At 69.2% G+C, this 12,120-nt stretch carries 13 protein-coding genes; 7 read left to right on the top strand and 6 right to left on the bottom strand.

Annotated features, from left to right (window positions below; all coding sequences use genetic code 11):
* The first annotated feature begins 153 nt into the window (after positions 1-153).
* On the top strand, positions 154-1,509 hold the full coding sequence (locus CES90_RS19390; RefSeq protein WP_189783924.1) for a glycoside hydrolase family protein: 1,356 nt from the start codon (positions 154-156) through the stop codon (positions 1,507-1,509).
* Positions 1,510-1,622: 113 nt separating this feature from the next.
* On the opposite strand, the gene sodN is transcribed toward CES90_RS19390, so the two are convergent.
* The gene (sodN, locus tag CES90_RS19385; RefSeq protein ID WP_149829346.1) at positions 1,623-2,018 is read right to left on the bottom strand and encodes a superoxide dismutase, Ni; all 396 of its coding nucleotides are present in this window, start codon (positions 2,016-2,018) and stop codon (positions 1,623-1,625) included.
* Positions 2,019-2,163: 145 nt separating this feature from the next.
* On the opposite strand from sodN, the gene sodX reads away from it, so the two are divergent.
* Positions 2,164-2,613, top strand: coding sequence for a nickel-type superoxide dismutase maturation protease (gene sodX, locus CES90_RS19380; RefSeq protein ID WP_189783996.1), 450 nt, complete (start codon positions 2,164-2,166; stop codon positions 2,611-2,613).
* Here the strand turns inward: sodX and CES90_RS19375 are convergent.
* A complete protein-coding gene (locus CES90_RS19375) occupies positions 2,517-3,146 on the bottom strand; it encodes a CGNR zinc finger domain-containing protein (protein WP_189783925.1) in 630 nt (209 codons plus the stop codon). The two genes, sodX and CES90_RS19375, sit on opposite strands and share 97 nt — an antisense overlap.
* Before the next feature lie 196 nt (positions 3,147-3,342).
* On the opposite strand from CES90_RS19375, the gene CES90_RS19370 reads away from it, so the two are divergent.
* Positions 3,343-4,101, top strand: a complete 759-nt coding sequence (locus tag CES90_RS19370) for a class I SAM-dependent methyltransferase (protein ID WP_189783926.1) — start codon at positions 3,343-3,345, stop codon at positions 4,099-4,101.
* A gap of 70 nt (positions 4,102-4,171) precedes the next feature.
* Here the strand turns inward: CES90_RS19370 and CES90_RS19365 are convergent, their stop codons facing one another.
* The 3 genes from CES90_RS19365 to CES90_RS19355 are packed head-to-tail and all read right to left on the bottom strand — an operon-like array spanning position 4,172 to position 6,876.
* A complete protein-coding gene (locus tag CES90_RS19365) occupies positions 4,172-4,933 on the bottom strand; it encodes an amino acid ABC transporter ATP-binding protein (RefSeq protein ID WP_269801949.1) in 762 nt (253 codons plus the stop codon).
* Positions 4,930-5,871: an amino acid ABC transporter permease gene (locus CES90_RS19360; RefSeq protein ID WP_189783927.1), complete on the bottom strand. Its 942-nt coding sequence runs from the start codon at positions 5,869-5,871 to the stop codon at positions 4,930-4,932. The genes CES90_RS19365 and CES90_RS19360 overlap by 4 nt, the downstream gene beginning before the upstream one ends.
* A 39-nt stretch (positions 5,872-5,910) precedes the next feature.
* Positions 5,911-6,876, bottom strand: a complete 966-nt coding sequence (locus CES90_RS19355; RefSeq protein WP_189783928.1) for an ABC transporter substrate-binding protein — start codon at positions 6,874-6,876, stop codon at positions 5,911-5,913.
* Between the two features lie 620 nt (positions 6,877-7,496).
* On the opposite strand from CES90_RS19355, the gene CES90_RS19350 reads away from it, so the two are divergent.
* From CES90_RS19350 to CES90_RS19335, 4 genes are all read left to right on the top strand, one after another.
* Positions 7,497-8,738, top strand: coding sequence for an NAD(P)-dependent malic enzyme (locus CES90_RS19350; RefSeq protein ID WP_189783929.1), 1,242 nt, complete (start codon positions 7,497-7,499; stop codon positions 8,736-8,738).
* A gap of 374 nt (positions 8,739-9,112) precedes the next feature.
* On the top strand, positions 9,113-10,078 hold the full coding sequence (locus tag CES90_RS19345; RefSeq protein WP_189783930.1) for a zinc-binding dehydrogenase: 966 nt from the start codon (positions 9,113-9,115) through the stop codon (positions 10,076-10,078).
* Positions 10,079-10,179: 101 nt separating this feature from the next.
* On the top strand, positions 10,180-10,389 hold the full coding sequence (locus tag CES90_RS19340) for a helix-turn-helix domain-containing protein (RefSeq protein ID WP_189783931.1): 210 nt from the start codon (positions 10,180-10,182) through the stop codon (positions 10,387-10,389).
* The gene (locus tag CES90_RS19335; RefSeq protein ID WP_189783932.1) at positions 10,389-10,952 is read left to right on the top strand and encodes a Clp protease N-terminal domain-containing protein; all 564 of its coding nucleotides are present in this window, start codon (positions 10,389-10,391) and stop codon (positions 10,950-10,952) included. The genes CES90_RS19340 and CES90_RS19335 overlap by 1 nt, the downstream gene beginning before the upstream one ends.
* 60 nt (positions 10,953-11,012) lie before the next feature.
* On the opposite strand, the gene CES90_RS19330 is transcribed toward CES90_RS19335, so the two are convergent.
* Positions 11,013-12,119, bottom strand: a complete 1,107-nt coding sequence (locus CES90_RS19330; RefSeq protein ID WP_189783933.1) for a PadR family transcriptional regulator — start codon at positions 12,117-12,119, stop codon at positions 11,013-11,015.
* Position 12,120 lies beyond the last annotated feature (1 nt).

Here is a 12,120-nt window from a genome sequence, read left to right as displayed (position 1 = left end):
CGGTGTGAGCTGTGGGTGTCGTGACCGTAAACCCGACCTCGCTGTTGCGCAAGCGTTTGCGTTCAGTTTTACTGGGGCCGATTTCGAAGTGATGCCTTTGTTATTGATCGTCAGCGCACACGTTTGAGCGCTGTGAGCCGACAGGAACCGCCCATGCGATACGCCCCGCCCGGCCTCTGCGTGAACGACTTCGCCCTGCTCCGCGACGACGACGGCGCCTACGCGGTGCTGCATCTCCAGGGCCCCTGGACCACCGAGTTCGACCATCTGCGGATGGAGACCTCCTACGGCCGGGCCACCTCCACCGACCTGGTCGACTGGCGGCCCGAGGGCACCGTCTTCGGCAACGGCCTGCCCGGCCGCTTCGACCAGCAGGCGGTGTGGACCATGCACCCGTTCCGGCACGGCACCGGGATGGCGATGTTCTACACGGGCGTGAGCGGCCTGACCCCGGACGGCTGGCCCGTCCAGTCGGTCGGCCTCGCGTACTCCGACCGCACCGACGGCACCGGCTGGCGCCGCCACGGCACGGCCCCCGTCGCCGAGGCGGACCCCCGCTGGTACCGCACCGGCGAACGCATGGGCTGGCGGGACCCGTTCGTCGTACGCGACGACGAGTCGGACGGCTGGGTGATGGTGATCTGTGCCGCCGACGCCTCACTCCCGGTCGAGGTCAGCGGCTGCGTGGCCTGGGCCACCTCACCCGACTTGGAGCACTGGACGGTCCACCCCCCGCTGATCTCCCCCGGAGACGTGAACGAGTTGGAGTGCCCGGTCCTGGAACGCCTGGACGACGGCACCTGGTTGCTGCTCGGCTCGATCGGCGCGACACGAGGCTTCGAGGCCTGGACCGCCCCCCGCCTCCGCGGCCCCTGGACCCGCCGGGGCCAGTTGGGCCCCACCGGCTCCTACGCCCCCCGCGTCATCCCCGCCCCCGACGGCACCCGAGTCGTCCTGCACACCACCCCCCGCCGAGTCGGCCTCACCGACACCGGCGCCCACTGCCGAGGCATGCTGGCCCAGCCCAAGTCCCTTGTCGTACACGACGATTCGGCGCCCCGCCTGGAATGGTGGCCGGGCCTGGACGCATGGCTGGGGGAGGAGCAGGAGGGTTCGGTGCTGCACGCGGTCGGCGACATGGACGTACGCTCGGGCCGCCCTGTGGACATCACCCTGCGCACCGAGGCCCCCGGCTCAGCCCTCCCGGCCCTCACGCTGACCTGCGACGGCAAGAACCTCAGGGTGACCGGCGCCCACGCCGCCCCCCTGGCCGAGACGATCCTCCCCGAACCCCCCACCACCCTCCGCATCCTGACCATCGGCGAATACGTCGAGATCTACGCCGACGGCGTCTTCGCCCTGACGACCCTGTCCTACTCGGGCCACCCCGCCCCCTGGACCGCGACCACGGACGGCCAAACCCACACGATCCCCGTCCGCCCCATCCGCCTCCCGTCCCCCCACCGGGACGACGCCTCGTCCGTCTGGCCCGGCCCGACACCGGCCTGATCCCGGTCATCGACCAGCGCCCTGCGCGGCGAAAAACAAAACCGCACCCGACCCATCACGCCACCAAGTTCCACGGCGGCATGGGGATCGGGTGCGGGGAGGGCCCGGGGGTGTCAGGCCTTCTTGGTCTCCCAGAAGATCTTGTCGATCTGGGCGATGTAGTCGAGCGCCTTCTGGCCCGTGGCCGGGTCGGTGGACGCCTTGGCGGCCGAGAGGGCCTTCAGGGTGTCGTTGACCAGGACGTGCAGCTCCGGGTACTTCTCGAAGTGCGGGGGCTTGAAGTAGTCGCTCCACAGGACCGACACGTGGTGCTTGGCGAGTTCGGCGCGCTGCTCCTTGATGACGGTCGCGCGAGCCTGGAAGTGCGGGTCGTCGTTGGCGGCCATCTTCTCCTGCACGGCCTTCACCGACTCCGCCTCGATGCGGGCCTGGGCCGGGTCGTACACACCGCAGGGCAGGTCGCAGTGCGCGCTGACCTTGACCTTGGGGGCAAACAGGCGGGAAAGCATGGAGCATTCCTTCCTCGTGATCGTCTTCTCAGGTGGGACATTACTCCCTGCGTGAGAGGTTTTGGCGAGTGCCCCCATGGGCTTAGGACAAAAGTCCGGGGTCAGACTGGACTGGTGGAGGATGGAACCGGGGAGGTGCCGGATGATGCCGGAGCTGTCGCAGGAGACCGAGCGGGGGAGCGCCGTTCTGCCCTTGGGGGTGGCCGAGGTCACGGGACCGTCCATGGTGCCGACGCTGCACCACGGGGACCGGCTGCTCGTCCACTACGGGGCGCGGCTGCGGGTCGGTGACGTGGTCGTGCTGCGGCACCCCTTCCAGCAGGACCTGCTCGTCGTCAAGCGGATCGCCGAGCGGCGCGACGGCGGCTGGTGGGTGCTCGGGGACAACGCGTACGCCGGCGGGGACAGCACGGACTACGGGGTCGTGCCCGATGAACTCGTGCTGGGGAAGGTGCGGTTCCGTTTCCGGCCCAGGCCCCGCACCGCCGACGGCGGCGGTCAGCGTTCGCCACTCGCGCTCGCTCGCTGGATCGTGTCCGCCGCCCGCCCCGTGCTCTGCGACCGGTCCGCCTCCAGGCGTTTGCGGGCGCGGTAGGCCGCCACGTTGGCGCGGGTCGCGCAGCGGTCCGAGCAGTAGCGCCGGGAGCGGTTGGTGGAGGTGTCGAGGTAGGCGTTGCGGCACGGCGTCGCCTCGCACAGGCCGAGCCGGTCCACGCCGTACTCGGTCAGGTGGAACGCGAGGCCCATCACGGCGATGGCGGCATAGCCCGCGGTCGCGTTCGAGGGGTGGTCCGCCAGGTGCATGTGCCACAGCGGGCGGCCGTCGTCGTCGCGGAAGTCGTGGCCGGAGATCTGTGGACTCACCGGGAACTCCAGCAGCAGCGAGTTCAGCAGGTCCACGGCGAGTGTCTCGTCGCCCCCGTCCGCCGCCTCGAAGACCGCCCGCAGCCGGGAGCGGACCGAGCGGAACCGGGTCACGTCGGCATCCGTGGCGCGGCGGGCCGCCGACTGGTTGCCCCCGAAGAGGTCACGGACCGCGTCCACCGAGGTCAGCGTGTCCTTGCCCCGGGACGGCTCCTCGGTGTTGACGAGACGCACGGCGTAATCCGAGTAATAGGCCAGTTCCACTTGTAGTCCTTACGGGGGCGGTCTATCGTCGTCGATGCGGTCAGTAACAGATGCTCATACTTACAGGGTATTACGAGTGCTGCGGGTATCGCGGGTATCGCGGGTATCGCGGGTATCGCGGGTATCGCGGGTATCGCGGGTATCGCGGGTGCGACGTGGTGCGCGCGACAACGGGACGAGGGGACAAGGGGCTTCCATGACCACCACGACCGGAACCGACTGGCGCGCCTGGCAGGAGAGCTGGGACCGGCAGCAGGAGTGGTACATGCCGGACCGCGAGGAGCGGTTCCGGGTCATGCTGGACATGGTCGAGGCCCTCGTCGGCCCCGAACCCCGCGTCCTCGACCTCGCCTGCGGCACGGGATCCATCACGTCCAGGCTGTTCGCGCGGTTCCCGAACGCCGTCAGCACCGGCATCGACCTCGACCCCGCGCTCCTCACCATCGCCGAGGGCACCTTCGCGGGCGACCGGCGCGTCACCTTCGTCACGGCCGACCTAACCGACCCCGACTGGCCCACCCAACTGCCGTACGACACGTACGACGCCGTCCTGACGGCCACCGCCCTGCACTGGCTGCACAGCGAACCCCTCGCCGCCCTCTACGGTCACGTCGCGGAGCTCGTCCGCGACGGCGGTGTCTTCATGAACGCGGACCACATGATCGACGAGACCACGCCCCGGATCAACGCGGCGGAGCGCGCGCACCGCCACACCCGCATGGAACAGGCCAAGGCGAAGGGTGCCGTCGACTGGGCCGAATGGTGGCAGCTCGCCGCTCAGGATCCCGTCCTCGGCGCGCCGACGGCCCGCCGTTTCGAGATCTACGGCGAGCACGCCGAGGGCGACGCCCAGAGCGCCGACTGGCACACACGCGTCCTGCGCGACAAGGGCTTCGCCGAGGCCCGCACGGTATGGAGCTCGCCGTCCGACGCGCTGGTGCTGGCCGTGAAGTAGGCCTCCGTGTACACGTGTGAGGGGCGGTACGGGATGCCGTACGTACCGCCCCTCACCGCATGCGTACCGGTCAGAGGACCTTGGACAGGAAGGACTGGGTCCGCTCCTCCTGCGGGTTCGTCAGTACGTCACGGGGGTTGCCGGACTCGACCACCACACCGCCGTCCATGAAGACCAGGCTGTCGCCGACCTCGCGGGCGAAGCCCATCTCGTGGGTGACGACGACCATCGTCATGCCGGACTCGGCCAGGTCGCGCATGACGTCGAGGACGTCGCCGACCAGCTCCGGGTCGAGCGCCGAGGTCGGCTCGTCGAAGAGCATCAGCTTCGGTTCCATGGCCAGCGCCCGGGCGATCGCCACGCGCTGCTGCTGGCCGCCGGAGAGCTGGGACGGGTAGTTGCCCGCCTTGTCGCCGAGGCCGACCTTGTCCAGCAGTTCGAGGGCACGCTCGCGGGCCTGCACCTTGTTGACACCCTTGACCTGGACCGGCGCCTCCATGACGTTCTCGGCGGCCGTCATGTGCGGGAACAGGTTGAACCGCTGGAACACCATGCCGATGTCCCGGCGCTTGAGCGCGACCTCGCTGTCCTTGAGCTCGTACAGCTTGTCGCCCTTCTGGCGGTAGCCGACCAGCTCGCCGTCGACGTACAGCCGGCCGGCGTTGATCTTCTCGAGGTGGTTGATGCACCTCAGGAACGTCGACTTGCCGGAGCCGGACGGGCCGATGAGGCAGAACACCTCGCCGGTCTGCACCTCCAGATCGATGCCCTTGAGGACCTCGACGGCGCCGTAGGACTTGTGGATGCCCTCGGCCTTCACCATGGCGGTCATGCCGCGACTCCCTTCGGGCGGCGCGCGGGCAGGACGGCGGCCTTGAAACGCTGGATCGGGGTCGGCGGCAGCGACCGCGTCGAGCCCTTGGCGTAGTACCGCTCAAGGTAGTACTGGCCGACGCTGAAGACGCTGGTCAGGATCAGATACCAGGCGGCGGCGAGGAAGAGCATCTCCACGATCGAGCCCGCGCCCTGGCCGATGTCCTGGGCCGCCTTGAGCAGATCCACGTACTGCACGGTCGAGACGAGCGACGTGGTCTTCAGCATGTTGATGACCTCGTTGCCCGTGGGCGGCACGATCACGCGCATCGCCTGCGGGATCACGATCCGGCGCAGCGTCTTGGCGTGGCTCATACCGAGCGCGTGCGACGCCTCCGTCTGCCCCTCGTCGACCGAGAGCAGACCGGCGCGGCAGATCTCCGCCATGTACGCGGCCTCGTTGAGGCCGAGGCCGAGCAGCGCCGTCAGCAGCGGCGTCATGAACGAGGACCAGTAGTCCTTGTAGATCGGGCCGAGGTTGATGTACTCGAACACCAGGCCGAGGTTGAACCAGACGAAGAGCTGGACCAGGACCGGCGTACCGCGGAAGAACCAGATGTAGAACCACGCGACGGACGAGGTCACCGGGTTCTTCGACAGCCGCATCACGGCGAGCAGGATGCCGCCGACGATGCCGATCACCATGGACACCACGGTGAGCAGCAGGGTGTTCAGGACACCCTCGATGATGCGGTCGTCGAAGAAGTAGTCGGGGACCGCGCCCCAGTTGATCTTCTTCGCCTGCGCGAAGGCGTAGACGATCGCGCCGAGGAGGGCGAGTGCGATGGCCGCGGACACATAGCGCCCCGGGTGCCGGACCGGAATGGCCTTGATGGCCTCCGGACCGGCGGGGGGCGTGTCGGCGGGACCGTCCGTCTTGCTGACGTCAACAGTCACGGGTGGAGCCTTTCAGAAACCGAGCCGACGATCAGAGGGTCAGGAACCGCCGTTGATCTTGGCCTCGGTGACGGCGCCGTCCTCGACGCCCCACTTCTTGATGATCTTCTCGTACTCGCCGTTGTCGATGATCGCCTGGACGGCCGCCTGCAGCGCGTCACGCAGCTCGGTGTTCTCCTTGGCGACGGCGATGCCGTACGGGCCCGCCTCGACCTGGTCGCCGACGATCTCGAAGTACTTGCCGCCGCCCGAGGTCTTCACCGAGTACGCGGCGACCGGGTAGTCGGCGGAGACGACGTCCGCGCCCTTGGACCGCATCCGGGTCTCGGCCTCGGGGTTGGTGGCGAAGTCCTCGATCTTGAGCTCGTCCTTCTTGTCCTTCTTGCACTTCGTCGCCTGCTCCTTGGCGAGGTCGTGCGAGAACGTGTTGCGCTGCACGGCGATCGTCTTGCCGCACAGGTCGTCCCACGTCTTGATGCCCTGGTCGTCGCCCTTGTTCGTGTAGAGCGAGACACCCGCGGTGAAGTAGTCGACGAAGTCGACACCGGCGCCGACCTTCTTGCCGGTGTCGGAGTCGATGCCCTCCTGACGGTCCTTGGTGTCGGTCATGGCCGACATGGCGATGTCGTACCGCTTGGCCGCCAGACCACCGATGAGGGTGTCGAAGGTGGCGTTCTGGAACTCGAACTCCACACCGAGCTGCTCGCCCATCGCCGCGGCGACGTCGAGGTCGATGCCGACGACCTTGCCGGACTCGTCCTTGTACTCGACCGGGGCGTACGCGATGTCCGAACCGACGTTGATCACGCCCTTGTCGCGGATCGACGCGGGAAGCTTGCCGGCCAGCGGGGCCGAGTTCGCCTTGGTGCTGTCCGAGCCGTTGTCCTTGTTCTTGGTCTGGTCACCGCAGGAGGTGAGCAGCAGGGCGCCCGCGACCGCGATCGCTCCGACGGCGGCTGTACGGGAGCGCAGGCCGGTCGTACGACGGGTGGTGCTTGCGGTCATGGTGGATTCCTCCGGCGGGGTGGGTGGAGAAGGTGTGGAGATGCCGACAGGGTCGGTCGGAGCGATACACGCCTTCGAGTGTCGCTACCTTGTGTGATTAGGGCATCTTGCCATTCGGGCATGTGCATTCAGATGACCCGCCATGTCAAAATCGGATAACGGGTCACCCCCGATGCACCACGAACCGCCGCAGACCAGGTGATCAAGCCGAATCTTGTGCGGACTTCCCTTCTCCCGGCCGGAGGATCTTCGGCGCATCTCAGGATGCGGTCGGCTGCGTACCCCGCATACACGGCCGTATGGGACTTGTCACGATCTGTTCGAACCTGTCCTGTCATCCGGCGACGAGTCGCGCCACCCGTGATCGTCTGCAAATGACCTTCGAGTTGTGACCTTCGAGGTATGAACAGGTATGGACTCGTCGTCGGCGCCGTCCGTCCGGTAAGAAGGTTCCTTACACCCCTCATCCGGGGCCCAGGGCGCGTGTGCGGCGCGCCCGTCGCGTCTGAGCCCACAGGTGTCGCCGTACGTATCGGTGACCTGGGACTTACGCGGTGCCCGCCCGTTCCCGAACCGGGAGCGGTCACCCTCAAACCTTGAAGACTTAAGGGGTCAACAACGTGGCAGCGGAGATTGTCAATCCTCGCACCGAGAGCAGCGACGCCGGCACTGGCAATACGGGGCAGGAGGGCAGCGGGGAGCCGCTCGATTCCATCGACCCCGCGTTCGCCCTGCACCGCGGCGGCAAGATGGCCGTGCAGTCCACCGTGCCGATCCGCGACAAGGACGACCTGTCCCTCGCCTACACCCCCGGCGTCGCCCGGGTGTGCACCGCCATCGCCGAGCAGCCCGAGCTGGTCAACGACTACACCTGGAAGTCGTCGGTCGTCGCCGTCGTGACGGATGGTACGGCCGTCCTCGGCCTCGGCGACATCGGGCCCGAGGCCTCCCTCCCCGTGATGGAGGGCAAGGCGATCCTGTTCAAGCAGTTCGGCGGCGTCGACGCGGTGCCGATCGCGCTCGCCTGCACGGACGTCGACGAGATCATCGAGACCGTGGTCCGTCTCGCCCCGTCCTTCGGCGGCGTGAACCTGGAAGACATCTCGGCGCCCCGCTGCTTCGAGATCGAGAAGCGGCTCCAGGAGCGCCTCGACATCCCGGTCTTCCACGACGACCAGCACGGTACGGCGGTCGTGACGCTGGCCGCCCTCCGGAACGCCGCTCGGTTGACCGGCCGTGGGCTGGGCGACCTGCGGGCCGTCATCTCCGGTGCCGGCGCGGCGGGTGTCGCCATCGCGAAGATGCTGCTGGAGGCCGGCCTCGGCGACGTCGCGGTCACCGACCGCAAGGGCATCGTCTCCGCGGACCGCGAGGACCTCACGCCGGTCAAGCGGGAGCTCGCCGAGCTCACCAACAAGGCGGGGCTGTCGGGCTCCCTGGAGGACGCGCTCGCGGGCGCGGACGTCTTCATCGGCGTCTCCGGAGGTACGGTCCCGGAGGCGGCGGTCGCCTCCATGGCCGAGGGCGCGTTCGTGTTCGCCATGGCCAACCCGAACCCCGAGGTGCACCCCGACGTCGCCCACAAGTACGCGGCCGTCGTCGCGACGGGGCGGTCGGACTACCCGAACCAGATCAACAACGTGCTGGCGTTCCCCGGGATCTTCGCGGGAGCGTTGCAGGTGCGGGCGTCCCGGATCACCGAGGGCATGAAGCTCGCGGCGGCCGAGGCGCTGGCATCGGTCGTGGGTGACGACCTTGCCGCGGATTACGTCATCCCCTCGCCCTTCGACGAGCGGGTCGCTCCGGCGGTGACCGCGGCGGTTGCCGCGGCTGCTCGGGCGGAAGGTGTGGCGCGGCGCTGATCCGACGCCGACGGTTGGTTCGACGGCTCCGTCCCGCTGGTGCGGGGCGGAGCCGTTGGTCTTTTCGCCCCCGCCGCCCGGGGCTGCGCCCCCAGACCCTCTGGGCGGGTTGTTTTGGCTGCGGGTGGGTGGGGGCTTGTCGCGCAGTTCCCCGCGCCCTTGTCGCACAGTTCACCCGCACCCGCCTCACACACCGGACTCCCGACCTCTCCCGCGCAGGGGGTCGAAGGGGCGCAGCCCCTGGAGGATGGGACGTGGATGGGACGGGTAGGGGTGGCGGGGGTGCAAACCTTCCCGGGCGGATCCGGTGGCGGGACGCGTGTCACAGGGCGGCCCGGTTCCCTCGCCCCCGGCCTACCCCTATGGTCAGGCGCATGTTCGCTGCCTACGCCGCCCGAATCGACCGTGACCACCCGCTCAACGGACTGGAGTTGGGCGACCGCCCGGCCCCGGAGCCGAGGCCCGGCTGGACGACCGTGAACGTGAAGGCCGCCTCGCTGAACCACCACGACCTCTGGTCCTTGCGCGGCGTCGGCCTCCCCGAGGACAAGCTGCCCATGATCCTCGGCTGTGACGCCGCCGGGGTCGACGAGGACGGCAAAGAGGTCGTCCTGCACTCGGTGATCGGCCAGACCGGCCACGGCGTCGGCCCCGACGAGCCCCGCTCGATCCTCACCGAGCGCTACCAGGGCACCTTCGCCGAACAGGTCGCCGTCCCCACCTGGAACGTCCTCCCCAAGCCCAAGGAACTCTCCTTCGAAGAGGCCGCCTGCCTGCCCACCGCCTGGCTGACCGCGTACCGCATGCTCTTCACCAACGCGGGCGTACGCCCCGGCGATTCCGTCCTCGTCCAGGGCGCCGGCGGGGGTGTCGCCACCGCCGCGATCGTGCTCGGCAAGGCGGCCGGCCTGCGGGTGTTCGCCACCAGCCGGGACGAGGCCAAACGCAAGCGGGCCGTCGAACTGGGCGCGGTGGAGGCCTTGGAGTCGGGGGCGCGGCTGCCGCAGCGCGTCGACGCGGTCATCGAGACCGTCGGCGCCGCCACCTGGTCCCACTCCGTGAAGTCCCTGCGCCCCGGCGGCACCCTCGTCATCTCCGGCGCCACCAGCGGTGACCGCCCCTCCCACGCCGAACTGACCCGCATCTTCTTCCTCGAACTCAAGGTCGTCGGCTCCACCATGGGCAGCAAGGACGAACTGGAGGATCTCCTCTCCTTCTGCGCCGCGACCGGCGTACGCCCCGTCATCGACGAGGTGTTGCCCCTGGACCGCGCTCGCGAGGGCTTCGAACGTCTGGAGTCGGGGGACCAGTTCGGAAAGATCGTCCTCGTCAATCCCTGACGGAATCTGTCGACACGACGGCCGGCCCGGTTCTTCCGGGCCGGCCGTCGTCATGTCAACCGGGGTTGACGCGATCGTCAGTGTCAACGTAAGTTGACGGCATGACCGAAGCAACGGATCTCGCCGAGCGCGCGGGCGACCGTGACCCCCGCATCGGGCTGCGGGCCGTCGCCGCGCTGCGGAGGCTGCTGGAGCAGTTGGAAGCGGTCCAGGTGCGCAGCGCGCGCAATCAGGGCTGGTCGTGGCAGGAGATCGCCACGGAACTCGGTGTGAGCAGGCAAGCAGTACACAAGAAGTACGGGAGGCATTGATGTTCGAACGGTTCACGAAGGACGCCCGTGCCGTGGTCCTGGGCGCGGTCGACCACGCCGAACGCACTCACGCGAACGAGGTGACCGACGAGCACCTCCTGCTGGCCTTGCTGGACCGTGAGGCCAGCCGCGCCTCGTTCGCTTTGACCGCGCTGGGGCTTGCCGACCGGCGGGACTCGGTGGAGCGGGCCCTCACCGAGGCCCGCCGCCGCGGAGGCCTCTCCCGCGCCGACGCCGACGCCCTCTCCGACCTTGGCATCGACCTCTCGGAGATCGTCAGCCGTGTCGAAGAGGCCCACGGGGTGGGTGCGCTGGAGTCCACCGGCAAGCGCAAGGGGCGCCGCTCGGGCCACCGCCCCTTCACCCGTGACGCCAAGGACGTCCTCACCCGCTCCCTCCGCACCGCTCACGCCCACCGTGACCGGCACATCGGTGACGAACACCTCCTCCTCGCCCTCACCACCCGCCCCGGCCTCCCCGCCGAGGTCCTCGCGGACCACGGCGTGACCTACGAGGCGCTGGAGCGGGTCCTTTACGGCACCGGAGAGGCCAAGGCGGGGTGAGCCGGGGGTGGGGTGTGCCGGGGTGAGCGTGGGAAGTCCTCTCGGCGTCCGCCCCCGGCACTACGCCTTGGGTGTCCTCAGAGCGGCACCGATGTGAGCTGCCGCTGTTGACAGGTGGCGGCGGGCGTCGCGGAGTTGGTCCTCCGTCACCCCGTGGTCGCGGGCCACGTCACGGAGGTCGTCACGGAAACGGTCCAGAAGTCGGTCGAGATCGCGGCCCGGGTCACCCGTGGACGCTTCGTGCACCCAGGCGGGTTCGTACGTGCCCGGGAAGTCCTCGGAAGTCGTCGAGTACTCGGGCTCCCCGAGGCCCCTACCAGTCGCTGAGCCGGTGCCAGCGCCAGTACCAGTGCCGGTCTCCGTCCCCGCTCCCGTCCCCGCGCGGCCGAAGCCCAAATCCTTGCCGAACTCCTTTCCGAAGTCCTTCCCGAACTCGCCGAACTCCTTGGCCAGTTCGGTCAGCCCTTCACGTACGCCCGTCGGCCAGTCGCCCCGGGTGAAGTGGTCCTGGACGTGGTCCTGGACCCGCTTGGCGATGCGCTGGAGTTCTTCCTGGGCCTGGGTGCGGGCCCGGTCCTGGGCCTCCTTGGCCTGGCGGCGGGCGCGCTGGGCCTCCTCGCGGGCCCGGCGGCTCTCGTCCTTCGCCCGCCGGGCCTGCTCCTTCCACTCCTGCTTGACGCGGCGCATCTCCTCCTTCGCGGCGCGCCAGGCCTCCTTGTCGGCGTACTCCCCGAACTCCCCGAGCGGCCCCTGCTCACCGGCGCCCACCCCGCCGCCCTTGCGTGCCTCGGAGGCGGCCGCCCGCATCTCGCGGCGCAGATCACCTGCCGCGCCCCGTACGTCGGCCCGGATCTCGGCGGCCAGCTCCGCCACCGACTCGCGGATCTCCAGCTCCAGGTCGGCCAACTCGCCACTTCGATCGGCGAGTTCGGTGCGGCCCGCGTCCGTGATCGCGTACACCTTGCGGCCGCCCTCGGTGGTGTGGGTGACCAGCCCCTCGGCCTCCAGCTTGGCCAGGCGCGGATAGACGGTGCCGGCCGAGGGGGCGTACAGCCCCTGGAAGCGTTCCTCCAGCAGCCGGATCACCTCGTAGCCGTGGCGGGGCGCCTCGTCCAGCAGCTTCAGCAGATACAGCCGCAGGCGTCCGTGGGCGAAGACGGGAGGCATG

The sequence above is a fragment of the Streptomyces capitiformicae genome, assembly GCF_002214185.1.
GTDB classification, from domain to species: domain Bacteria; phylum Actinomycetota; class Actinomycetes; order Streptomycetales; family Streptomycetaceae; genus Streptomyces; species Streptomyces capitiformicae.
This window is presented reverse-complemented; position numbering and strand designations above follow the sequence as displayed.